The sequence below is a fragment of the Streptomyces sp. NPDC051909 genome, assembly GCF_040681095.1.
Taxonomy (GTDB): Bacteria; Actinomycetota; Actinomycetes; order Streptomycetales; family Streptomycetaceae; genus Streptomyces.
This window is the reverse complement of the sequence record NZ_JBFAYA010000016.1, coordinates 101,093-123,824: the sequence shown is the minus strand read 5'-3', so window position 1 is coordinate 123,824 and position 22,732 is coordinate 101,093. Positions and strand designations below refer to the sequence as shown.

Here is a 22,732-nt window from a genome sequence, read left to right as displayed (position 1 = left end):
GCGAGGAAAGAGACCTCCATGGCCTCCCTGCTCGACCAGGTCAACGCCGGCACCCTGCGTTCCGACGTTCCGGCCTTCCGCCCCGGCGACACCGTGAACGTCCACGTTCGCGTCATCGAGGGCAACCGCTCCCGCATCCAGCAGTTCAAGGGTGTCGTCATCCGCCGTCAGGGCTCGGGCGTCTCCGAGACCTTCACGGTCCGCAAGGTCTCGTTCTCCGTCGGCGTCGAGCGCACCTTCCCGGTGCACAGCCCGATCTTCGAGAAGATCGAGCTCGTCTCCCGCGGTGACGTCCGTCGCGCCAAGCTCTACTACCTCCGTGAGCTGCGCGGCAAGGCTGCCAAGATCAAGGAGAAGCGCGACAACTGAGCATCGGCCCACAGGGTGGCGGGATAGGCTCGCCCCCGATGGACACCGAAGCACAGCACACGGAGCGCGATCGCTCCTCCGGCGAGGAGGAGCGGTCGCGCTCCGCGCGCGTTTCCGGGCTCGACGAGGGGTCCGGCAGTGCGCCGGGCGGGGTGCTGACCTGGCGGCGCACGGGCCTGATCGGCGTCGCCTGCATGGTCTTCCTGCTGGTCTTCAGCCACTTCGTGCTCCAGCCCTTCCTGGTGCCCAGCAGCTCGATGGAGCCGACCCTCCAGGTCGGCGACCGGATCCTGGTCAACAAACTGGCGTACCGTTTCGGCGATGAGCCGCGCCGCGGCGACGTGGTGGTCTTCGACGGCACCGGCTCCTTCGTCGAGGAGCAGCCCGCCGGGAACCCGGTCACCGGCCTGCTGCACGACGCGGCCGCCGCACTCGGCCTCGCCGAGCCCGACGAGACCGACTTCGTGAAGCGGGTCGTCGGCACCGGCGGCGACCGGGTGGTGTGCTGCGACAAGGCCGGCCGGATCACCGTCAACGGCGTGCCCGTGACCGAGACGTACGTGATGCTCGGCGACCGCCCCTCGAACGTCCGCTTCGACATCGTCGTCCCCGACGGCACCCTGTGGGTGATGGGCGACCACCGCAGCCAGTCCAGCGACTCCCGCGACCACCTCGGCCGGCCCGGCGGCGGCATGGTCCCGGTCGAGCAGGTCATCGGCCGCGCGGACTGGATCGGCTGGCCGGTCGGCCGCTGGTCCACCGTCCCGGACACCGAGGCCTTCGACGCCGTACCGCAGTGGACGGGACCGGGCGGGCATGGGTAGGCGGGGCAAGGCCCCCGCCGGCCGCCGCGCCGCTTCCCGCGCCGCCGACGGGTCCGGGCTGCCGGACGGCGACGGCCGGGCGTTCGCGGGGCGGGCCGAGCGGCGCAGGCTCGCCCGCAAGGTCAAGCGGCGCCGGCGGCGCTCCGCGATCACCGAGATCCCGCTGCTCGTCACCGTCGCCGTACTGATCGCCCTGGTCCTGAAGACCTTCCTCGTGCAGGCCTTCGTGATCCCCTCCGGCTCGATGGAACAGACCATCCGGATCGACGACCGGGTGCTGGTCGACAAGCTGACGCCCTGGTTCGGCGCCGAGCCGGAGCGCGGCGACGTCGTGGTGTTCGAGGATCCCGGCAACTGGCTCCAGCAGGAGGCCGCGCCGCCTTCCGACGACCCGGTGGGCGTCAAGCAGCTCAAGCAGGCGCTGACCTTCATCGGCCTGCTGCCCTCGGCCGACGAGCGGGACCTGATCAAGCGGGTCGTCGCGGTCGGCGGGGACACGGTGAAGTGCTGCGGCGCCGACGGGCGGCTCACCGTCAACGGCGTAGCGTTGGACGAACCGTATCTGCACCCCGGGAACGCACCCTCGACGATTCCCTTCGAGGTGAAGGTCCCGGCCGGAAGGGTCTTCGTGATGGGCGACCACCGCTCCGACTCCGCCGACTCGCGGTTCCACCTCGACGAGCCGGAGCACGGCACGGTCTCCGTCGACCGGATCGTCGGCCGGGCCGTGGTGATCGCCTGGCCGATCGACCACTGGCGCCGTCTGGAGGAGCGCGCGACCTTCGCCTCCGTACCGGATCCGGCCGACACGTCGACGAAGGCGACGAAGGCGACGGAAGCGACGGAGGCGACGGAAGCGGTGGGGCACGGGGCGGGCGCGGCCGAATCCACAGGTCTGTCGCATAGTGTGTCCACGCGCAATCTGAACGGATTGCCCGGGCTCCCGACCCCTGCGGAACTTCTGCTCGTTATGGGAGTTGCGGGCCTGTCCCTGTTCCGGGACGGGCGGTTGCACGGACTGAGGAGTGGATGTGGGGGATTTGGCCGTCGGCGCGCGATCAGGACACGACGAGCCCGACAAGAGGCCCGAGCGCCCCGAGCGCCCCGAGCAGGGTCCTGACCAAGGCCCTGACCAAGGCCCTGACCAAGGCCCTGACCACGGCCCTGACCAGGGTGGTACGGACCCGGGCGCGGGTCCGGCGGACGGCTCCGCCGACGGCGGGTCCGGCGACGACGGCGACGGGGACGGCGACGACGAGCGCTCCGGGCGCGGCGGCCGCGGCCCGAACAAGCCCCGTTCCTTCTGGAAGGAACTGCCCCTGCTCATCGGCATCGCGCTCGTGCTCGCGCTGCTGATCAAGACCTTCCTGGTGCAGGCCTTCTCGATCCCCTCCGACTCGATGATGAACACCCTGCAGCGCGGCGACCGGGTCCTCGTGGACAAGCTCACCCCGTGGTTCGGCTCGGAGCCCGAGCGCGGCGAGGTCGTCGTCTTCCACGACCCGGGCGGCTGGCTGGAGGAGGCCAACACCCCCGAGCCGAACGTGGTGCAGAAGGTCCTCAGCTTCATCGGCCTCATGCCGTCCGCCGAGGAGAAGGACCTGATCAAGCGGGTCATCGCGGTCGGCGGCGACACCGTCTCCTGCAAGGAGGGCGGCAAGGTCGTCGTCAACGGCAAGGAACTGGACGAGAGCTCCTACCTGCACCCCGGCTCGGTGCCCTGCGACCCGGCGTTCGGCCCAGTCAAGGTCCCCGAGGGCCGCATCTGGGTCATGGGCGACAACCGGCAGAACTCGCTGGACTCCCGCTTCCACATGGAGCTCCAGGGCGGCGGCACCGTCTCCAACGACGAGGTCGTGGGCCGCGCCGTGGTGATCGCCTGGCCGGTGACCCGCTGGTCCACCCTGCCCATCCCGGACACCTTCGACCAGCCCGGTCTCAGCCAGGCCCTGGCCGCGGCTCCCGCCGCGCCCGCCGCCCTCGGTCTCGCCGGAGCGCTCCCGCTGGTCCTGTGGCGGCGCAAGAGGCAGACCGCTCGGCACGGCGCCGAGTCCGCCGACCACGACGCGGAGACCGTTGGCCGTACCGCTGAGATTCGCCATACCGCGGAGAGGTGACCCGCGGGTAGGGTGCCGTCCCGGACCGTCGCACGGACGGTCCGCGGATCCCCCGAGGTGCCCATGAGCGTCACATCGCGCACATCGCGTACGAAGGACGGCCGCGGCCGCCTCGGCAGTGTTCTGTCGGGGCTCGCCGTGGCCGTCGGCTTTGTGCTGTTCCTCGGCGGCTTCGTCGCCGGCGCGGTGCTCTACCAGCCGTACACCGTGCCCAGCGACTCCATGACCCCGACCCTTGAGGTCGGCTCCAAGGTCCTCGCCGAGCGCGTCGACGGCGCCGACGTGAAGCGCGGCGACATCGTGGTCTTCCAGGCCCCGCTGTGGGGCGACGTGCCCATGGTCAAGCGGGTCGTCGGCGTCGGCGGCGACACCATCGCCTGCTGCGGCGCCGGCGGGCGGCTCACCCTCGACGGCGAGCCGGTCGACGAGACGTACCTGCGCGCCGGGAAGGTCCCCTCCGCGGAGAAGTTCACCGTGACCGTGCCCGAGGGGAGTCTCTTCCTCCTCGGCGACGAGCGGCACAACTCGCTGGACTCCCGCTCCCACCTCCAGGACGCCTCCCACGGCTTCGTGCCGCGCTCGGCCGTCCTCGGCCGGATCGACGCCGTCGCCTGGCCCGCCCCGGGCGTCGTGGAACGGCCCGCCGGCTTCGCGGCCCTGTCCGGCGGCATTTCGAGCCCCGGCCCGGTCGTGCCGCTCTTCACCGCGATCGGCGCCGGGTGTGTACTGATCCTGGCGGGCGCCGCGTACGGGCCGGTGGCCCGGCGCCTCGGCGGCGGCCGCAAGCCCGCGCCGCCGAAGGCGAAGGCGGGGGAGAGGGACACGGTGAGCGCATGACGGAGACGGATCGCGAGGGCGTGGCGGGTGCGGAGGGTGCTCGCGAGGGCGTGGCGGGTGCGGAGGCCGGGGCGGCGGAGGTCCGGCGGGTGGCGCGGGTCGTGCTGCTCGACCCCGACGACCGGATCCTCCTCCTGCACGGACACGAGCCCGACGACCCCGCCCAGACCTGGTGGTTCACCCCCGGCGGCGGCCTGGAGGGCGACGAGAGCCGCGAGCAGGCCGCGCTGCGCGAACTCGCCGAGGAGACCGGCATCACCGACGTCGACCTCGGGCCGGTGCTGTGGCGGCGCTACTGCTCGTTCCCCTTCGCCGGCCGCCGCTGGGACCAGGACGAGTGGTACTACCTGGCCCGTACGACCCAGACCGCGACCGCCCCGGGCGGCCTCACGGAGCTGGAGACCCGCAGCGTCTCCGGCCTGAGATGGTGGACCTCCGCCGAACTGTCGGTGGCCCGTGAGACGGTGTACCCCGACAGACTCGCCGAGCTGCTTGACTCACTGCTCGGCGAAGGACCCCCGAGCCCGCCGCTCGATCTCGCCCCGGAAATCGTTTAGGGGCCCGGGCGACTGGCGCACAATAGGGGGACGCACGGCTGAAGGGGAACATGCCATGAGCGCCGAGGACCTCGAGAAGTACGAGACCGAGATGGAGCTGAAGCTCTACCGGGAGTACCGCGACGTCGTCGGGCTGTTCAAATACGTGATCGAGACCGAGCGGCGCTTCTACCTCACCAACGACTACGAGATGCAGGTGCACTCGGTCCAGGGTGAGGTCTTCTTCGAGGTCTCCATGGCCGACGCCTGGGTCTGGGACATGTACCGGCCGGCCCGCTTCGTGAAACAGGTGCGCGTCCTCACCTTCAAGGACGTCAACATCGAGGAGCTCAACAAGACGGACCTGGAGCTCCCCGGCAGCTGACCCCGGGGGCCGGGGCGGGGCCGGTGGCGGGTGGGCCTGCGGGCCCGCGATCCCTCGAAAGAGTGAGCGGGTTTTCCACAGTCGGCCGCCTGTCCACAGCCCCGCACACGCAGCGTGGCGATGCGTCACAGTCGGTGCCGGAGGTGGTACCGCATGAACGCAACCCGAGCACTCGGACGGTACGGCGAAGACATCGCCGCCCGCCGGCTCACCGCCACCGGCCTGCGCATCCTCGCCAGGAACTGGCGCTGCGGCCGGACCGGAGAAATCGACATCGTCGCCCGCGACGGCGACACCCTCGTCATCTGCGAGGTCAAGACCCGCCGCGACGGCGCCTTCGAGCACCCCATGGCAGCCGTCACCCCGCGCAAGGCCGAACGGCTCCGGCACCTCGCCGCCTGCTGGCTCGACCGGCACGGCGGACCACCGGGCGGACCCGCCGGCGGCGCCGTCCGCATCGACCTCGTCGGCGTCCTCCTGCCCCGGCGCGGCGCACCCGTCGTCACGCACGCCCAGGGGGTGGCCTGATGGGATTCGCCCGCACCTGCTCCGTCGCCCTCGTCGGCGTCGAAGGCGTCGTCGTGGAGGTCCAGGCCGACCTCGAAGCCGGCGTCGCCGCCTTCACCCTCGTCGGACTCCCCGACAAGAGCCTCACCGAAAGCCGCGACCGGGTCCGCGCCGCCATCGTGAACGCCGGAGCCGAATGGCCCCAGAAGAAACTCACCGTCGGCCTCAGCCCCGCCTCCGTCCCCAAGGGCGGCTCCGGCTTCGACCTCGCCGTCGCCGCGGCCGTCCTCGGTGCGGCCGAACGCATCGACCCGCGCAGCATCGCCGATCTCGTCCTCATCGGAGAGCTCGGCCTCGACGGCCGCGTCCGCCCGGTCCGAGGCGTCCTCCCCGCCGTCCTCGCCGCGGCCGACGCCGGCTACCGGCACGTCGTCGTCCCCGAACAGACCGCCGGCGAAGCCGCCCTCGTCCCCGGCATCTCCGTCCTCGGCGTCCGCACCCTCGCCCAACTCATCGCCGTCCTCGCCGACGAACCCGTCCCCGAGGAAGAACCCCACGAAGAGGGCCGACCCGACCCCATGCTCGCCGGACTCCTCGTCCCCGGCGCCGGCGTCGGCACCGGACTCGCCGCCGACCCCGCCGACGGACCCGACCTCGCCGACGTCGCGGGCCAGCACACCGCCCGCCGCGCCCTGGAGATCGCCGCAGCCGGCAGCCACCACCTGCTCCTCACCGGACCACCCGGCGCCGGAAAGACCATGCTCGCCGAACGCCTCCCGGGCATCCTCCCGCCGCTCACCCGGCAGGAATCCCTCGAAGTCACCGCCGTCCACTCCGTCGCGGGGATCCTCCCGCCCGGCGAACCCCTCGTCCACCGCCCGCCCTACTGCGCACCCCACCACTCCGCGACCATGCAGTCCCTCGTCGGCGGCGGCAACGGACTGCCCCGCCCCGGCGCCGTCTCCCTCGCCCACCGTGGCGTTCTCTTCCTCGACGAAGCACCCGAATTCAGCACCAAGGCCCTCGACGCCCTCCGTCAGCCCCTCGAATCCGGACACGTCGTCGTCGCCCGTGCCGCCGGTGTCGTCCGCCTCCCCGCCCGTTTCCTCCTCACCCTCGCCGCCAACCCCTGCCCCTGTGGACGCCACACCCTCCTCGGCGCCGGCTGCGAATGCCCCGCCTCCCTCATCCGCCGCTACCAGGCCCGCCTCTCCGGGCCCCTCCTCGACCGCGTCGACCTCCGCGTCGAAGTCGAACCCGTCACCCGTACCGACCTCCTCGGCCAGGGCAGCCGGGGCGAACCCAGCACCACCGTCGCCGACCGCGTCCGCGAAGCCCGCGCCCGTGCCGCCGCCCGGCTCGACGGCACCCCCTGGACCGTCAACAGCGAAATCCCCGGCCACGAACTCCGCACCCGCTACCAAGCCGCCCCCGGCGCCCTCGCCGCCGCCGAACGCGACATCGAGCGCGGCCTCCTCACCGCCCGCGGCCTCGACCGCGTCCTCCGCGTCGCCTGGACCGTCGCCGACCTCGCCGGCCACGACCGCCCCGGCGCCGAGGACCTCGCCCTCGCCCTCGAACTCCGCACCGGCATCACCCGGGGCGTCCCCGTACCCGCAGGGGCGGGGGAGTGGACATGACCCCGTACGACGACAACCGGGCCTCCGCCCCCTCCCCCGACGAGGAACGCCTCGCCCGCGCAGCCCTCAGCCACATCGTCGAACCCGGCGACGAACACGCCGGCCGCGCCCTCCGACAGCACGGCGCCACCGGATTCCTCCGACTCCTGCACGACGACACCGCGTCGGCGGAACCCGGCCTGTGGGAGCCCGACACCCCCGGTCCGGCCGCCCCGAACCCCCGCGACGGCACGGCATTCCCCGGCACCGGCGAAGCCCGCCTCGCCGGCTGGCGACGCCGCGCCCGCACTGCCGCACCCGACGAACACCTCGACCACATCACCCGACTCGGCGGACGCTTCGTCATCCCCGGCGACACCGAATGGCCCCGCCAACTCGACGACCTCGCCGACGCCCGCCCCATCGGCCTCTGGGTCCGCGGACCCGCCGACCTCCGCGCCTGGGCCCTCCGCTCCGTCGCCCTCGTCGGCGCCCGCGCCTGCACCCCCTACGGCGCCCACACCGCCGCCACCCTCGCCGCCGGCCTCACCGAACACGGCTGGGTCGTCGTCTCCGGCGCCGCCTTCGGCATCGACGGCGCCGCCCACCGCGGCGCCCTCGGCACCGGCGGCGCCACCGTCGCCGTCCTCGCCTGCGGCGTCGACGTCCCCTACCCCCGCGGCCACGCCGGCCTCATCCGACGCATCACCGAACAAGGCCTCGTCCTCGGCGAACTCCCACCCGGCAGCCACCCCACCCGCAGCCGATTCGTCCTCCGTAACCGCGTCATCGCCGCCCTCACCCGCGGCACCGTCGTCATCGAAGCCGAGTACCGCAGCGGCTCCCTCGTCACCGCCCGCGCCGCCGCCCGCCTCGGCCGCCACACCATGGGCGTCCCCGGCCCCGTCACCAGCGGACTCTCCGCCGGAGTCCACGAACTCCTGCGCGGCGAAGCCACCCTCGTCACCGACGCCGCCGAAATCGTCGAACTCGTCGGAGACATCGGCCAACTCGCCCCACCCCGCCGCGGCCCCGTCCTGCCCCGCGACCTCCTCGCCCCCGACACCGCCCGCATCCTCGAAGCCCTCCCCGGCCACCACCCCACACCCCTCGCCGACATCGCCGCCCGCGCCGGCACCCACCCCGACCACACCCTCGCCAAGCTGTACGAACTCCACTCCCTCGGGTTCGTCGAGCGACACCGGGACGACTGGCGGTTGACGAACAGGCCGACAGAACCGTCGAACGCCCGGCATGGCGGTACTTGACCCGGAGCATTCGGGTGAAAGGGTGAAGACGGTGAAGACGATGAGCAACCGAGGTCTCGCGGCCGCACCCGACGGGCCGACCCATGCCGCGGACCCCGTTCGAAGATCTGGGCGACGGCAGCCACCCGGAGCGGCGCGATCCACCGACGTTCGCTCACCGCGACGGCCCACTCACGCTACGCTCACGAGGATTCCCCGCCCGACAACCGGAACGACTCCTTCGCACCCGACAGCAGAACGGCTCAAGGCGACGCATGCCCCAGCACACCTCCGGGTCTGACCGCGCCGCGGTGCCCCCAGCAGCCCGGGGCACCGGCACCGTGCGACCGCCCGCACCGACCTCGCTCGACGAACTGTGGCGCTCCTACAAGGACACCGGCGACGAACGGCTGCGGGAACAGCTGATCCTGCACTACTCGCCCCTCGTCAAATACGTCGCCGGCCGCGTCAGCGTCGGCCTGCCCTCCAACGTCGAGCAGGCCGACTTCGTCTCCTCCGGAGTCTTCGGACTCATCGACGCCATCGAGAAGTTCGACGTCGAGCGGGCCATCAAGTTCGAGACCTACGCCATCACCCGCATCCGCGGCGCCATGATCGACGAACTCCGCGCCCTCGACTGGATCCCCCGCTCCGTCCGCCAGAAGGCCCGCAACGTCGAACGCGCCTACGCGACCCTCGAAGCCCAACTGCGCCGCACCCCCAGCGAGCCCGAGGTGGCCGAGGAGATGGGCGTCACCCTCGAAGAACTCCACTCCGTCTTCAGCCAGTTGTCCCTCGCCAACGTCGTCGCCCTCGAAGAGCTCCTGCACGTCGGCGGCGAAGGCGGCGACCGCCTCTCCCTCATGGACACCCTCGAGGACACCGCCGCCGACAACCCCGTCGAGGTCGCGGAGGACCGCGAACTGCGCCGGCTCCTCGCCCGCGCCATCAACACCCTTCCCGAACGCGAGAAGACCGTCGTCACGCTCTACTACTACGAGGGCCTCACCCTCGCCGAGATCGGCCACGTCCTCGGCGTCACCGAGAGCCGCGTCAGCCAGATCCACACCAAGTCCGTCCTCCAGCTCCGCGCCAAACTGGCCGACGTGGGCCGCTGACGCCACCCCGCCCCACCGCCGTACAGTGGAGCCGTGCCAAGGATTCGAGCGGCCTCCGTGGCCGAGCACCGGACGATGCAGCGCGCCGCCCTGCTGGACGCAGCGCGCTCCCTGCTGTCCGAAGGCGGTACGGAAGCACTGACCTTCCCCGCCCTCGCCGAGCGCACGGGCCTGGCCCGCTCGTCGGTCTACGAGTACTTCCGCTCCCGCGCCGCAGTCGTCGAGGAACTCTGCGCCGTCGACTTCCCCGTCTGGGCGGCCGAGGTCGAAGCGGCCATGGCCGCCCACGACACCGCCGAGGGCAAGATCGAGGCCTACGTCCGCAGCCAGCTCGACCTGGTCGGCGACCGCCGCCACCGCGCCGTCGTCGCCATCTCCGCGAGCGAGCTCGACGACGGCGCCCGCGAGAAGATCCGAGCCGCCCACGGCGGACTGGTCACCATGATCGTCGCCGCCCTCACCGCGCTCGGCCGCCCCCAGCCCCGCCTGGAGGCCATGCTCCTCCAGGGCGTCGTCGACGCCGCCGTCCGCCGCATCGAACTCGGCGCGGCCGAGGACCCGACGACCATCGCGGACGCGGCGGTGTCCATGGCCCTCGGCGGCATCCGCGGCACCTGAGCCACCGGGGCCACCCGGCGCCACGCCGCCCGAGATCCCGGCGGCCTCCCCTCCCCTCCCCTCCCCTCCCCCCGCCCCGCCCCCCCCCCGCGCCCTCCGTGTCATTCAGGTGTGCGCCCCCATACCGGCAGCAGGCGCGACGGGCCCGCGCCGCCCAGCAGCCGCAGCGGGTTCAGATAGGTGTCGCCGCGGAGGAGGCCCCAGTGGAGGCAGCTCACAGGGCAGTGGTCGCCGCCTGCGGTGACCCGGGCGACGATGTCGCCGGTCCGTACGGTCGAGCCCGCGGGTACGAGGGGGTCCACCGGGACGTAGGTCGTGCGCAGCGGCGGGGCGCCCGTGCCCGGCAGGGTGAGGACCAGGACGCCCTGGCCGCCGACCGGGCCGGCGAAGGTGACGGTGCCGGCGGCCGGGGCGAGGACCGGGGTGCCCGGCAGGGCCGCGAGGTCGACGCCGCGGTGCCCGGCGGCGTACGGGCCCGGTGGGGGCTCCCAGCCGCGCAGGATGGCGGGGCGGGGCGGGCCGACCGGCCACACCGTCGTGAGCAGGGTCAGCAGGGTGAGCAGGGTCATCGGAATCTGATGCATGACGGCAGGCTGCCCGGGCCGCGGACCTGATGACCGGCATCGGCGGAATCTGTGGACAACCACCCGGTTGTGGACAACGGCGTCACCCGGCGCTCCCGGGGTCCCGTACACTTTCCATGGCGACCCGGGTCACCGGGTCGACTTCGCACGCCCCGCCACCGGTCCTTCGTGACGGGTGGCAGCGCCTTTCGGTCCCTCGTGGCACGGCGCGCCGGGGCGTCAGGAACACAACCGAGAAACCAAGGAGATGGCCATGGCCGTCGTCACGATGCGGGAGCTGCTGGAGAGCGGCGTCCACTTCGGTCACCAGACCCGTCGCTGGAACCCGAAGATGAAGCGCTTCATCTTCACCGAGCGCAACGGCATCTACATCATCGACCTGCTCCAGTCGCTGTCGTACATCGACCGCGCCTACGAGTTCGTCAAGGAGACCGTCGCGCACGGCGGCTCCATCATGTTCGTCGGTACGAAGAAGCAGGCCCAGGAGGCCATCGCCGAGCAGGCGACCCGCGTCGGCATGCCGTACGTGAACCAGCGCTGGCTGGGCGGCATGCTCACCAACTTCTCGACCGTCTACAAGCGTCTGCAGCGCCTCAAGGAGCTCGAGCAGATCGACTTCGAGGACGTGGCCGCCTCCGGCCTCACCAAGAAGGAGCTCCTGGTCCTCTCCCGCGAGAAGGCCAAGCTGGAGAAGACCCTCGGTGGTATCCGCGAGATGCAGAAGGTGCCGAGCGCCGTCTGGATCGTCGACACCAAGAAGGAGCACATCGCCGTCGGTGAGGCGCGCAAGCTCCACATCCCGGTCGTCGCGATCCTCGACACCAACTGCGACCCCGACGAGGTCGACTACAAGATCCCGGGCAACGACGACGCGATCCGCTCCGTCACCCTGCTCACCCGCGTGATCGCCGACGCCGTCGCCGAGGGCCTCATCGCCCGCTCCGGCGCCGCGACCGGCGACCAGAAGCCGGGCGAGAAGGCCGCGGGCGAGCCGCTCGCCGAGTGGGAGCGCGACCTGCTCGAGGGCGAGAAGAAGGCCGACGAGGCGCCGGCCGCCGAGGCCGAGAAGCCGGCCGAGGCCGCTGCCGAGGCCACCGAGGCTCCGGCCGCGGACGCCGAGCAGGCCTGACCCTTTTCGGTCCCTCAGGACTTGCGGTGAAGACGGCGGGGGCCCACAAAGCCCCCGCCGTCCACCCGTGACCCGCCCGATCTTTCAGACTTCGAGAGAGAAACAGACTCATGGCGAACTACACCGCCGCTGACGTCAAGAAGCTCCGCGAGCTCACCGGCGCCGGCATGATGGACTGCAAGAAGGCCCTGGACGAGGCCGACGGCGACGTCGACAAGGCCGTCGAGGCCCTGCGCATCAAGGGCCAGAAGGGTGTCGCCAAGCGTGAGGGCCGCTCCGCCGAGAACGGCGCCGTGGTCTCCCTCATCGCCGACGACAACACCTCCGGCGTCCTGGTCGAGCTGAAGTGCGAGACGGACTTCGTCGCCAAGGGCGAGAAGTTCCTGGCCGTCGCCAACGCGCTCGCCGCGCACGTGGCCGCCACCTCCCCGGCCGACCTCGACGCGCTGCTCGCCTCCGAGATCGAGGCCGGCAAGACCGTCCAGGCGTTCGTCGACGAGGCCAACGCCAACCTCGGCGAGAAGATCGTCCTCGACCGCTTCGCGCAGTACGGCGACGGCTTCGTCTCCGCGTACATGCACCGCACCATGCCCGACCTGCCGCCGCAGATCGGTGTCCTGGTCGAGCTGGACAAGGAGAACGCCGAGGTCGCGAAGGGTGTCGCGCAGCACATCGCCGCGTTCGCCCCGAAGTGGCTGTCCAAGGAGGACGTCCCGGCCGAGGTCGTCGAGACCGAGCGTCGCGTCGCCGAGGAGACCACCCGCGCCGAGGGCAAGCCCGAGGCCGCGCTCCCGAAGATCGTCGAGGGTCGCGTCAACGGCTTCTTCAAGGACGCCACGCTGCTCGGCCAGCCTTACGCGCTGGACAACAAGAAGACCGTCCAGAAGGTTCTGGACGAGGCCGGTGTCACCCTGAAGCGCTTCACCCGCATCAAGGTCGGCATCTGAGTCCGTACGCAACGGACACCGGACCCCGGTAGGGTCTGAGGCAGCCGCCCGCGTTCGCGCCGGACGGCCGCAGATCTGACGAGGAGGCCATTGCCGTACGGGAAACCGCAAGGACCCCAGGGCAATGGCCTTCTTCGTATGTGCACGAGGAGATCTCCATGAATCAGGGCGCCGCACAGGGCGACGACAACAACGGCAAAAAGGCCGGCCGCTTCATGCTGAAGCTGTCCGGCGAGGCTTTCTCCGGGGGCACCGGCCTCGGAGTCGACCCGGATGTCGTGCACGCGATCGCGCGCGAGATCGCCGCCGTCGTCCGCGACGGCGCCGAGATCGCGATCGTGATCGGCGGCGGCAACTTCTTCCGCGGCGCCGAGCTCCAGCAGCGCGGCATGGACCGGGCCCGGTCCGACTACATGGGCATGCTCGGCACCGTGATGAACTGCCTCGCCCTCCAGGACTTCCTGGAGAAGGAGGGCATCGACTCGCGCGTGCAGACCGCCATCACCATGGGGCAGGTCGCCGAGCCGTACATCCCGCTGCGCGCCGTACGGCACCTGGAGAAGGGCCGCGTGGTCATCTTCGGCGCCGGCATGGGCATGCCGTACTTCTCCACCGACACGACCGCCGCCCAGCGCGCCCTGGAGATCGACGCCGAGGCCCTGCTGATGGGCAAGAACGGGGTCGACGGGGTCTACGACTCCGACCCGAAGCGGAACCCCGACGCGGTGAAGTTCGACGCGCTGGAGTACGGCGAGGTGCTCTCTCGCGACCTGAAGGTCGCCGACGCCACCGCCATCACCCTGTGCCGCGACAACAACCTGCCGATCCTCGTCTTCGAGCTGCTGGCCGAGGGCAATATCGCGCGCGCGGTGAAGGGTGAGAAGATCGGCACGCTCGTGAGCGACCAGGGCACCCGGGCCTGACCCGAACCGGGAACCGCCCCGCGCGGGGCACCGCCTCCGTGAGGGGGACGCGCTCCGCGCGGGGGATGGACAGAGCCCTGCCGGTCGTACACCGTGCAGGACACAACGCGACGACACGCAGGAGCAAGTGGTGATCGAAGAGACCCTCCTCGAGGCCGAGGAGAAGATGGAGAAGGCCGTCCTGGTCGCCAAGGACGACTTCGCGGCGATCCGCACCGGTCGTGCGCACCCGGCGATGTTCAACAAGATCGTGGCCGACTACTACGGTGCCATCACGCCCATCAACCAGCTGGCGTCGTTCTCGGTGCCGGAGCCGCGTATGGCCGTGGTGACCCCGTTCGACAAGAGCGCGCTGCGCAACATCGAGCAGGCCATCCGCGACTCGGACCTCGGTGTCAACCCGAGCAACGACGGCAGCATCATCCGCGTGGTGTTCCCCGAGCTGACCGAGGAGCGCCGCCGCGACTACATCAAGGTCGCCAAGACCAAGGCCGAGGACGCCAAGGTCTCGATCCGCGCCGTGCGTCGCAAGGCCAAGGAGGCCATCGACAAGCTCGTCAAGGACGGCGAGGTCGGCGAGGACGAGGGCCGTCGCGGCGAGAAGGAGCTCGACGACACCACCGCGAAGTTCGTGGCGCAGGTGGACGAGCTGCTCAAGCACAAGGAAGCCGAGCTCCTCGAGGTCTGATGAACGACTCATCCTGGGGGTCCCCGGCCGGATCCGGCTTCGGGGGACCCGACCAGGGGCCTGCCCCGGCGGGTCCCGCCCACGCATGGCGGCGGGCGGCGCAGACTCGGCCCATGCCCATCGTGTCCGACGTTCCCGCCGGCGACAACCAGGACGATCACGACCGGGGGGCCGCTCTGCCGAGCGGTCCCCTGTTCCGTGACGAGGCGCCGCACGAGCACCCGAACCACGAGCATTCCGAGCACCCGAACCACGAGCATCCCGAGCACCAGCATCCCGAGTACCAGCACCGTCCGTACGAGTATTCGCAGGAGCCCATGTCCAGCCCCTCTCCGCCCGCACCCGCTCCTTCGCCCCGGCAGCAGCCGCGGCAGAAGAAGAGCGCGGGCCGAGACCTGGGCGCGGCGATAGGGGTCGGCCTGGGGCTCGGTGCGGTGATCATCGCGTCGCTGTTCATCTGGAAGCCGGCGTTCGTCGGCGTGATAGCGGTCGCCGTGGTCGTGGGCCTGTGGGAGCTGACCTCGCGGCTCCAGGAGCGCAAGTCCATCAAGGCACCGCTGGTGCCGCTCGCGGTCGGCGGTGCGGCGATGGTCGTCGCCGGCTATGTGCGCGGCCCCGAGGGCGCGTGGGTGGCGATGGCACTGACGGCGCTCGCGGTCCTGGTGTGGCGGATGACGGAGCCGCCCGAGGGCTATCTGAAGGACGTCACGGCGGGCGTGTTCGCGGCGTTCTACGTGCCGTTCCTGGCGACCTTCGTGGCGCTGCTGCTCACCGCGGACGACGGTCCGCAGCGGGTGCTGACGTTCCTGCTGCTCACGGTGGTGTCGGACACCGGCGCGTACGCGGTGGGCTGGCGGTTCGGCAAGCACAAGCTGGCGCCGCGGATCAGCCCCGGCAAGACCCGTGAGGGTCTGGTCGGCGCGGTGGCGTTCGCGATGGCGGCGGGCGCGCTGTGCATGGAGTTCCTGATCGACGACGGTGCCTGGTGGCAGGGTCTGCTGCTCGGCCTGGCGGTGGCGGCGAGCGCGACGCTCGGCGACCTGGGCGAGTCGATGATCAAGCGTGACCTGGGCATCAAGGACATGGGCACGCTGCTGCCGGGCCACGGCGGCATCATGGACCGCCTTGACTCGCTGCTGCCCACGGCGCCGGTGGTGTGGCTGCTCCTGGTGCTGTTCGTGGGCAGCGGCTGACCCGTGCTCTCGTACGAAGGGCCCGTGGCCCGCACTCCTGGTGCGGGCCACGGGCCCTCACCGTTCTCCGGGCCGTCCTCAGGTCCGTTCTCCGGTCGGTCCTCCGGGTGTCAGCGGTCCGGATTGATCCCTGCCGCGACGGACTTCACCCGGGCGACCTGGACCTTCACCGCGTGCTCCACGTTCCCGTCCTGCGCGCCGTTGGTGTAGACGTGGGACACGACCGTGCCGATGCGCATGACGATGTGGCAGCGGTCGCCGTCCCGCATCGCCTCGGTCTCGTCGGCCCCGGAGTCGATGGTGAGCGGCTGGGGCGCCGTGCCGTTCTCCGCGCTCTTCTTCCGCCGCTGCTCCGCCAGATCCCTCATCGTCCCGGCGGCCTGGTCCGTCGTGGCGAAGGTGAAGAGGGTGAACTCCAGGCGCGTCTCGTCGGAGCCCCGTGCCTCCATCTCCTTCTTCCCCGCAGCCTGGATCCCGGCGCAGGACGACTTCGTCTCCTTCGAGCACTCGGCGAGCGCTTCGCCGTCCTGGATCACCGCGGCGTCGTCGCCGACGAAGATGTCACCCACGCCGGACTCGACCGGGAGGGCGGAGAACAGCCCTGTCGCGTCGATCCAGGCGGGAGACGTCCCGGCGCTCCCCGCGGCCGTGCTCCCCGCGGCCGTGGTTCCCGCGCCCGCGCTCCCCGCGGCCGTACTTCCCGCCGTCGAGTTCCCCTCCCCGCACGCCGTCACCGTGAGCGCCAGCACGGCCGCGACGGCGGCCCCCCGTACAACAGCCTTCACCGAACTCCTCCGACCGCCCGATCGCGGCCCGGCCGCGACACGACCGGACACTTGGCATGATCACTTAACCCCATGGGTCGTTGATCAACAACTCGCGTCCGGTCGCCGCCGGGAATCCGTCTGCGACACTGGTACCACCATGCCCAAGCCCGGAGAACTCACTTTCGTCGCCCCGCGCGGAGCCAAGCAGCCCCCGCGGCACCTCGCCGACCTGTCGCCCGCCGAGCGCAAGGAGGCCGTCGCCGCGATCGGCGAGAAGCCGTTTCGCGCCAAGCAGCTGTCCACGCACTACTTCGCGCGCTATGCGCACGACCCGGCGGAGTGGACCGACATTCCCGCCGCGTCGCGCGAGAAGCTCGCGGGGGAGCTGCTGCCCGATCTGATGTCGGTGGTGCGGCACATCTCGTGCGACGACGACACCACTCGTAAGACGCTGTGGCGGCTGCACGACGGCACGCTCGTGGAGTCGGTGCTCATGCGCTACCCGGACCGGGTGACCATGTGCATCTCGTCGCAGGCCGGCTGCGGCATGAACTGCCCGTTCTGCGCGACGGGGCAGGCCGGTCTGGACCGGAACCTGTCGACGGCGGAGATCGTGCACCAGATCGTCGACGGGATGCGCGCGCTGCGCGACGGCGAGGTGCCGGGTGGTCCGGCGCGTCTGTCGAACATCGTGTTCATGGGGATGGGCGAGCCGCTCGCGAACTACAAGCGGGTCGTCGGCGCGATCCGCCGCCTCACGGACCCCGAGCCGGACGGCCTGGGCCTGTCACAGCGCGGGATCACCGTGTCCACCGTCGGTCTGGTGCCCGCGATGCTGCGGTTCGCCGACGAGGGCTTCAAGTGCCGGCTCGCGGTGTCGCTGCACGCGCCGGACGACGAGCTGCGCGACACCCTGGTGCCGGTGAACACCCGCTGGAAGGTGCGCGAGGTCCTCGACGCCGCGTGGGAGTACGCGGAGAAGTCGGGCCGCCGGATCTCCATCGAGTACGCGCTGATCCGCGACATCAACGACCAGGCCTGGCGCGGCGACCTCCTCGGCCGCCTCCTCAAGGGCAAGCGGGTGCACGTCAACCTCATCCCGCTGAACCCGACGCCCGGGTCCAAGTGGACGGCGTCCCGCCCGGAGGACGAGAAGGCCTTCGTCGAGGCGATCGCCCGCCACGGCGTTCCGGTCACCGTCCGTGACACCCGCGGTCAGGAGATCGACGGCGCCTGTGGACAGCTGGCCGCCGCCGAGCGCTGACCTTGTAGTCTGAGCTCGAACACATCTTCATATTCCGACAGGGGAGCGCCACAGCGCTGAGAGTGCGGTAACCGTAGACCGCAGACCCTCTGAACCTTGCCCAGGTCATTCTGGGTAGGAAGTTCGGTCGTAACTCGAGCTGTTGCGCCCTGCCCGCGCCCGGTCTCCCCGGACGCGGGCAGGGCCGCGTCTCCTTCTGGTCACACCCAGGAGGACATTCACGTGAACATCAGGAAGGCGGCCGCCGCCGCGCTCGTCGCGGCGCTCGGCGTCTCGACCCTCGCCGCGTGCGGCACGGACGACGTGCGGGAGGCGGCCGGCAAGACCGACCAGCCCATGCCGAAGACCGTGACCCTCGTCAGCCACGACTCCTTCAACGCCTCCAAGGAGGTGCTCGCGGAGTTCACCAGGCAGACCGGTCTCACGGTCAAGGTGCTCAAGAGCGGCGACGCCGGCGAGGCCGTCAACAAGGAGATCCTGACCAAGGGCTCCCCGCAGGGCGACGTCTTCTTCGGCGTGGACAACACGCTGCTGTCCCGCACCCTCGACAACGGCATCTTCGTGCCGTACGAGGCCCAGGGCCTGGACCGGATCCCGGCGTCGCTCCAGCTCGACAAGGAGCAGCACCGGGTCACGCCGATCGACTCCGGCGACATCTGCGTCAACTACGACAAGCAGTACTTCGCGGACAGGAAGCTGGCGCCGCCGCAGACCTTCGACGACCTGGCGAAGCCGCAGTACAAGGACCTGCTCGTCACGGAGAACCCGGAGCGGTCCTCCCCGGGCCTCGGCTTCCTGCTCGGCACGGCCGCGAAGTACGGGGACGAGGGCTGGCAGGACTACTGGAAGAAGCTCAAGGCCAACGGTGTGAAGACCGTCGACAGCTGGGAGCTCGCCTACAACCAGGAGTTCTCCGGCTCGGCCGGCGGCAAGAAGGCCAAGGGCGACCGCCCGCTCGTCGTGTCGTACGCCTCCTCCCCGCCGGTCGAGGTGCTGTACGCGGAGCCCCAGCCGAAGGTCGCGCCGACCGGCGTGTCCACCGGCACCTGCTTCCGCCAGACCGAGTTCGCGGGCCTGCTGAACGGGGCGAAGAACCCCGAGGGCGGCAAGAAGCTGATCGACTTCCTCATCTCGAAGAAGTTCCAGGACGACATGCCGCTGCAGATGTTCGTCAACCCGGTGACGAGCGACGCGACGCTCCCGGAGCTGTTCACCAAGCACGGTGTGGTGATCGACAAGCCCGAGACGATGGAGCCTAAGAAGATCGCCGACAACCGTGACCAGTGGATCCAGCAGTGGACCTCGCTCGTCCTGAAGTAGCCCGCATCAGGCGCTCGGGGAGCGCGGCGGGGAGCGCGACGCGGCTCGGACTGATGGTCCTGCCCGTCGTGTTCTTCGCCGTGTTCTTCGCCTGGCCCGTCGTCTCCATCGTGGAGCGCGGGCTCAGGCCGGACAGGCGGTGGGAGCTCGGGCGGTTCGGCGAGACGCTGAGCCGGCCGGAGATCCTCGACGTCCTGTGGTTCACGCTGTGGCAGGCGCTCGCCTCCACGGCGCTCACCCTCCTTGTCGCGCTGCCCGGCGCGTATGTCTTCGCGCGGTTCGACTTCCCCGGCAAGCGGGTGCTGCGGGCCGTGGTCACGGTGCCGTTCGTGCTGCCGACGGTGATGGTCGGCACGGCGTTCCTGGCCCTGGTCGGGCGGCGCGGGCTGCTCGACGACTGGTGGGGGCTGCGGCTCGACACCGGGGTGTGGGCGATCCTGCTCGCCCATGTCTTCTTCAACTACGCGGTCGTCGTCCGGACCGTCGGCGGCCTCTGGTCGCAGCTCGACCCGCGCCAGGAGGAGGCCGCCCGGGTCCTCGGCGCGTCCCGGTGGCGGGCCTGGCGGACGGTGACGCTGCCCGCGCTCGGGCCGTCGGTCGCCGCCGCCGCGCTCATGGTGTTCCTGTTCACCGCGAGCTCCTTCGGCATCGTGCAGATCCTCGGCGGCCCCGCGTACTCCACCCTGGAGACCGAGATCTACCGGCAGACCGCCGACCGGCTCCAGCTGTCCACGGCCGCCGTGCTCACCATGGTGCAGTTCGTCGCCGTCGGCGCCATCCTCGCGGTGCACGCGCGCGTGGTACGGCGCCGGGAGACGGCGCTGCGCCTCGTCCCGGCGGAGCGCACCGCCCGCCCGCCCCAGGGCGCGGGCCAGTGGGCGCTGCTCGGCGGCGTCCTGCTGTCCGTGGCGCTGCTGATCCTCGCCCCGCTCGGCGTGCTCGTGGAGCGCTCCCTCGCCACCTCCGACGGCTACGGCCTGGACTACTACCGGGCCCTCGGACACGTCGACGAGGGCGGCACCTTCCTCGTGCCGCTGACCGACACGATCGTGAACTCGCTGCAGTACGCCCTTGCCGCGACCGGCATCGCCGTCGTCATCGGCGGGCTCGCCGCGGCGGCGCTCACCCGGCGGGCGGGGCGGCTGGTGCGCGGCTTCGACGCGCTGCTGATGCTGCCGCTCGGGGTGTCCGCGGTGACGGTCGGCTTCGGATTCCTCATCACCCTCGACGAGCCGCCGCTCGACCTGCGGGCCGCCTGGATCCTCGTACCGCTGGCGCAGGCGCTCGTCGGGGTGCCGTTCGTGGTGCGGACCATGCTGCCGGTGCTGCGGGCCGTGGACGAGCGGCTGCGGGAGGCGGCGGCGGTGCTCGGGGCGTCGCCGTGGCGGGCCTGGCGGGAGGTCGACCTGCCGATGGTGCGGCGGGCGCTGCTGATCGCCGCCGGGTTCGCGTTCGCGGTGTCACTCGGCGAGTTCGGGGCGACCGTGTTCATCGCACGGCCCGACAACCCGACCCTGCCGGTCGCCGTGGCGCGGCTGCTCGGCCGGCCCGGTGAGCTCAACTACGGCCAGGCGATGGCCCTTTCGACGATTCTGATGGTGGTGTGCGCGGTGTCCCTGCTGCTCCTGGAACGGCTGCGCTCCGACCGGACCTCGGGGGAGTTCTGATGCTTTCGCTGACCGGCGCGACCGTACGGTTCGGGGACCGGGTCGTGCTCGACGCGGTGGACCTGGAGGTCGCCGAGCACGAGATCGTCTGCGTCCTGGGTCCCAGCGGCAGCGGCAAGTCGACACTGCTGCGGGCGGTCGCCGGGCTCCAGCCGCTGGACGCGGGCCGGGTGCTGCTCGGCGGCGCCGACCAGGCAGGAGTGCCGGTGCACCGGCGCGGGGTCGGCCTGATGTTCCAGGACCACCAGCTGTTCCCACAGCGGGACGTCGCCGGGAACGTCGCCTTCGGGCTGCGCATGCACGGCGTGCCCAAGGGCGAACAGGGCGCACGGGTCGCCGAGTTGCTCGATCTCGTCGGACTGCCCGGGGCCGGACGGCGGGCCGTGTCCGCGCTGTCCGGCGGCGAGCAGCAGCGCGTCGCGCTGGCCCGGGCGCTCGCGCCGCGGCCCCGCCTGCTGATGCTGGACGAGCCGCTCGGGCAGCTCGACCGCGGACTGCGGGAACGGCTCGTCGTCGAACTCCGCGCGCTGTTCGCCCGGTTGGGGACGACGGTGCTCGCCGTCACCCACGACCAGGGCGAGGCCTTCGCCCTCGCCGACCGGGTCGTCGTCATGAACGAGGGCCGGATCGCCCAGACCGGCACGCCCGTCGACGTCTGGCGACACCCCGCCTCCGAGTTCGTCGCCCGCTTCCTCGGCTTCGACAACGTCGTCCCGGCCACGGTGAGCGGCGCCGCCGCGGACACCCCCTGGGGCAAGATCCCCGTCCCGGACGGCTCCCCCCAGGGTGAGCGCCGCCTCCTGGTCCGTCCCGCCGGCGTCCGCCTCACCGCCCCCGGCGAGGGGCTCGCCTGCCGGGTGGTCTCCCGCACCTTCCGCGGCGACCACGTCGCCGTCACCCTCCGCCCGGCCGAAGGCCCGCCCCTGGAGGCGGAGTTCGCGCTGCGGGACGCGCCGACGGAGGGCGCGGAGGTGGACGTGGAGTTCCGGGCGGAGGACGTGGTGGTCCTTGAGGAGGACGCGCCCTAGAACCCCCGGTCGAACAGGGCGCGCAGCCACGGCTCGCGAACCTCGGGCCGCCGGGCGAGGGTGGCGCGGAAGGCATGGTGGTCCGGCCGGAAGACGTACCAGGGGTGGTCCGGCAGCGGGTAGTCGTCGCGGAGCACGCCGTCCGGCAGGGTGCCCGACGCCGGAAGCGGCCAGGTCTCGCCGGGCAGCGCGAGATACGCCCACACGCCGTCGGGCAGCGGTACGGGCACGGCGCCGCCCGCCGGACGCCAGGGCTCGCCGGTGACTCGGTCGTACGGGACGAGGGCGATGTCCAGACCGCCGCCGGGCCGCCCGGGACCGGCCAGGCCCACGCGCTTCGGCGGTGGCCCGGGTGGCAGCAGGGTGTCCAGCGGTGCCCCGAACACCTCGGAGAGCAGGCCGTCGGGCAGGGCGAGCGGAGCGCCCCCCGAGGCGACGAGGAGATCGGCCAGGGCCGTTCCGGTCGCGGCCTGCCACGCGTCGCTCCAGCCGCCGAGCGGATCGATCGGCGCCAGCGGCTCCAACTCCCGGGCAGGGACGGGAAGTCCGGTGGCCACCCGGCGTACCGCGTTGGGCTCGATCCACACCGCCTGCCACAGACCGCAGTCGTCCACCCGCGAGGCCACGAGCAGCCCGCAGGCCGTGCAGGCCATGCTGGGCTGGTCGCCCACGCACATGCCGAGACAGGAGTTGCCCGAGTGCTCCGGGATCAGCCGCGTCCCGCGGACGTCGCCCGGCGCCACGACGATCCGGTCCCGCGCCCCGAAGGACAGCGGATAGACCGGCGCGAACAGCCCGCGGGCCGCCGCCTCCGCCTCCCCGATCTCCTCCCAGGGCCGGAACGGCGGCCCCGACGGTTCCGGATCCACGGCATAGGTGCCCGGCGCCATCAGCTGCGGCATCACACCGTGCCCGTAGGAGAAATGGGCCTCGACCGGAAGCGGGACCCGCGCCAGCGGCACCGTCAGTTCCGCGCCGCACCCGGCGCACACGAACACATCCATCGCCCGGGATTGTGCCCGCCGCCGTTCCTCCGGCCAACCGA

General features: G+C 71.7%; 24 protein-coding genes and 1 riboswitch. Of the genes, 21 read left to right on the top strand and 3 right to left on the bottom strand.

Going from position 1 to position 22,732, the window contains the following annotated elements; genetic code table 11:
* The first annotated feature begins 18 nt into the window (after nucleotides 1-18).
* The 12 genes from rplS to AB0M18_RS24860 all read left to right on the top strand — a co-directional run bounded on the left by rplS (nucleotide 19) and on the right by AB0M18_RS24860 (nucleotide 10,177).
* On the top strand, nucleotides 19-369 hold the full coding sequence (gene rplS / locus AB0M18_RS24915) for a 50S ribosomal protein L19 (RefSeq protein WP_265864619.1): 351 nt from the start codon (nucleotides 19-21) through the stop codon (nucleotides 367-369).
* A 38-nt stretch (nucleotides 370-407) separates the two neighbouring features.
* Nucleotides 408-1,193, top strand: coding sequence for a signal peptidase I (gene lepB, locus AB0M18_RS24910; protein ID WP_365761603.1), 786 nt, complete (start codon nucleotides 408-410; stop codon nucleotides 1,191-1,193).
* Nucleotides 1,186-2,313 (top strand): signal peptidase I, encoded by a 1,128-nt coding sequence (gene lepB, locus AB0M18_RS24905; RefSeq protein ID WP_365761601.1) that lies wholly within the window; start codon nucleotides 1,186-1,188, stop codon nucleotides 2,311-2,313. Before lepB (AB0M18_RS24910) ends, lepB (AB0M18_RS24905) begins: the two co-directional genes overlap by 8 nt.
* Nucleotides 2,234-3,310, top strand: a complete 1,077-nt coding sequence (gene lepB / locus AB0M18_RS24900) for a signal peptidase I (protein WP_365761760.1) — start codon at nucleotides 2,234-2,236, stop codon at nucleotides 3,308-3,310. The genes lepB (AB0M18_RS24905) and lepB (AB0M18_RS24900) overlap by 80 nt, the downstream gene beginning before the upstream one ends.
* A gap of 63 nt (nucleotides 3,311-3,373) precedes the next feature.
* On the top strand, nucleotides 3,374-4,147 hold the full coding sequence (lepB, locus tag AB0M18_RS24895) for a signal peptidase I (protein WP_365761599.1): 774 nt from the start codon (nucleotides 3,374-3,376) through the stop codon (nucleotides 4,145-4,147).
* Entirely contained in the window at nucleotides 4,144-4,704 is a 561-nt protein-coding gene (locus AB0M18_RS24890) for an NUDIX hydrolase (protein ID WP_365761597.1), read from the top strand. Before lepB (AB0M18_RS24895) ends, AB0M18_RS24890 begins: the two co-directional genes overlap by 4 nt.
* A 55-nt stretch (nucleotides 4,705-4,759) precedes the next feature.
* Nucleotides 4,760-5,068 (top strand): DUF2469 domain-containing protein, encoded by a 309-nt coding sequence (locus AB0M18_RS24885; RefSeq protein WP_008737534.1) that lies wholly within the window; start codon nucleotides 4,760-4,762, stop codon nucleotides 5,066-5,068.
* Between the two features lie 153 nt (nucleotides 5,069-5,221).
* Entirely contained in the window at nucleotides 5,222-5,596 is a 375-nt protein-coding gene (locus AB0M18_RS24880) for a YraN family protein (RefSeq protein ID WP_365761595.1), read from the top strand.
* Nucleotides 5,596-7,215 carry a YifB family Mg chelatase-like AAA ATPase gene (locus tag AB0M18_RS24875; RefSeq protein ID WP_365761593.1) on the top strand — a complete coding sequence of 540 codons (1,620 nt, stop codon included), beginning with the start codon at nucleotides 5,596-5,598 and terminating at the stop codon, nucleotides 7,213-7,215. The genes AB0M18_RS24880 and AB0M18_RS24875 overlap by 1 nt, the downstream gene beginning before the upstream one ends.
* Nucleotides 7,212-8,462: a DNA-processing protein DprA gene (gene dprA / locus AB0M18_RS24870; RefSeq protein ID WP_365761591.1), complete on the top strand. Its 1,251-nt coding sequence runs from the start codon at nucleotides 7,212-7,214 to the stop codon at nucleotides 8,460-8,462. Before AB0M18_RS24875 ends, dprA begins: the two co-directional genes overlap by 4 nt.
* A gap of 254 nt (nucleotides 8,463-8,716) precedes the next feature.
* A complete protein-coding gene (whiG, locus tag AB0M18_RS24865; protein ID WP_265864603.1) occupies nucleotides 8,717-9,559 on the top strand; it encodes an RNA polymerase sigma factor WhiG in 843 nt (280 codons plus the stop codon).
* Nucleotides 9,560-9,616: 57 nt separating this feature from the next.
* Nucleotides 9,617-10,177 (top strand): helix-turn-helix domain-containing protein, encoded by a 561-nt coding sequence (locus tag AB0M18_RS24860; protein WP_365761758.1) that lies wholly within the window; start codon nucleotides 9,617-9,619, stop codon nucleotides 10,175-10,177.
* 101 nt (nucleotides 10,178-10,278) lie between these two features.
* Here the strand turns inward: AB0M18_RS24860 and AB0M18_RS24855 are convergent, their stop codons facing one another.
* The gene (locus AB0M18_RS24855; protein ID WP_365761589.1) at nucleotides 10,279-10,761 is read right to left on the bottom strand and encodes a M23 family metallopeptidase; all 483 of its coding nucleotides are present in this window, start codon (nucleotides 10,759-10,761) and stop codon (nucleotides 10,279-10,281) included.
* A 253-nt stretch (nucleotides 10,762-11,014) separates the two neighbouring features.
* On the opposite strand from AB0M18_RS24855, the gene rpsB reads away from it, so the two are divergent.
* The 5 genes from rpsB (at nucleotide 11,015) to AB0M18_RS24830 (ending at nucleotide 15,641) form a co-directional block, all read left to right on the top strand.
* Nucleotides 11,015-11,890 (top strand): 30S ribosomal protein S2, encoded by an 876-nt coding sequence (rpsB, locus tag AB0M18_RS24850; protein ID WP_365761587.1) that lies wholly within the window; start codon nucleotides 11,015-11,017, stop codon nucleotides 11,888-11,890.
* 110 nt (nucleotides 11,891-12,000) lie between these two features.
* Entirely contained in the window at nucleotides 12,001-12,837 is an 837-nt protein-coding gene (tsf, locus tag AB0M18_RS24845) for a translation elongation factor Ts (RefSeq protein WP_265864597.1), read from the top strand.
* Nucleotides 12,838-12,995: 158 nt separating this feature from the next.
* Complete coding sequence (gene pyrH, locus AB0M18_RS24840; protein ID WP_365761585.1) at nucleotides 12,996-13,760, top strand: UMP kinase; 765 nt, start codon at nucleotides 12,996-12,998, stop codon at nucleotides 13,758-13,760.
* Between the two features lie 130 nt (nucleotides 13,761-13,890).
* Nucleotides 13,891-14,448 carry a ribosome recycling factor gene (gene frr / locus AB0M18_RS24835; RefSeq protein WP_265864595.1) on the top strand — a complete coding sequence of 186 codons (558 nt, stop codon included), beginning with the start codon at nucleotides 13,891-13,893 and terminating at the stop codon, nucleotides 14,446-14,448.
* Nucleotides 14,448-15,641: a phosphatidate cytidylyltransferase gene (locus AB0M18_RS24830; RefSeq protein WP_365761583.1), complete on the top strand. Its 1,194-nt coding sequence runs from the start codon at nucleotides 14,448-14,450 to the stop codon at nucleotides 15,639-15,641. Before frr ends, AB0M18_RS24830 begins: the two co-directional genes overlap by 1 nt.
* A gap of 110 nt (nucleotides 15,642-15,751) precedes the next feature.
* Here the strand turns inward: AB0M18_RS24830 and AB0M18_RS24825 are convergent, their stop codons facing one another.
* The gene (locus tag AB0M18_RS24825; protein ID WP_365761581.1) at nucleotides 15,752-16,426 is read right to left on the bottom strand and encodes a hypothetical protein; all 675 of its coding nucleotides are present in this window, start codon (nucleotides 16,424-16,426) and stop codon (nucleotides 15,752-15,754) included.
* Nucleotides 16,427-16,565: 139 nt separating this feature from the next.
* On the opposite strand from AB0M18_RS24825, the gene rlmN reads away from it, so the two are divergent.
* The 4 genes from rlmN (at nucleotide 16,566) to AB0M18_RS24805 (ending at nucleotide 21,687) form a co-directional block, all read left to right on the top strand.
* Nucleotides 16,566-17,672 carry a 23S rRNA (adenine(2503)-C(2))-methyltransferase RlmN gene (rlmN, locus tag AB0M18_RS24820; RefSeq protein WP_365761579.1) on the top strand — a complete coding sequence of 369 codons (1,107 nt, stop codon included), beginning with the start codon at nucleotides 16,566-16,568 and terminating at the stop codon, nucleotides 17,670-17,672.
* Between the two features lie 29 nt (nucleotides 17,673-17,701).
* A riboswitch (TPP riboswitch) is annotated at nucleotides 17,702-17,811 on the top strand.
* A gap of 83 nt (nucleotides 17,812-17,894) precedes the next feature.
* Nucleotides 17,895-18,992: a thiamine ABC transporter substrate-binding protein gene (locus AB0M18_RS24815; RefSeq protein ID WP_365761577.1), complete on the top strand. Its 1,098-nt coding sequence runs from the start codon at nucleotides 17,895-17,897 to the stop codon at nucleotides 18,990-18,992.
* Nucleotides 18,993-19,045: 53 nt separating this feature from the next.
* Complete coding sequence (locus AB0M18_RS24810; RefSeq protein WP_365761575.1) at nucleotides 19,046-20,659, top strand: iron ABC transporter permease; 1,614 nt, start codon at nucleotides 19,046-19,048, stop codon at nucleotides 20,657-20,659.
* Nucleotides 20,659-21,687, top strand: coding sequence for an ABC transporter ATP-binding protein (locus tag AB0M18_RS24805; RefSeq protein ID WP_365761573.1), 1,029 nt, complete (start codon nucleotides 20,659-20,661; stop codon nucleotides 21,685-21,687). The genes AB0M18_RS24810 and AB0M18_RS24805 overlap by 1 nt, the downstream gene beginning before the upstream one ends.
* On the opposite strand, the gene AB0M18_RS24800 is transcribed toward AB0M18_RS24805, so the two are convergent.
* Entirely contained in the window at nucleotides 21,684-22,691 is a 1,008-nt protein-coding gene (locus AB0M18_RS24800; RefSeq protein ID WP_365761571.1) for a hypothetical protein, read from the bottom strand. The two genes, AB0M18_RS24805 and AB0M18_RS24800, sit on opposite strands and share 4 nt — an antisense overlap.
* Nucleotides 22,692-22,732 lie beyond the last annotated feature (41 nt).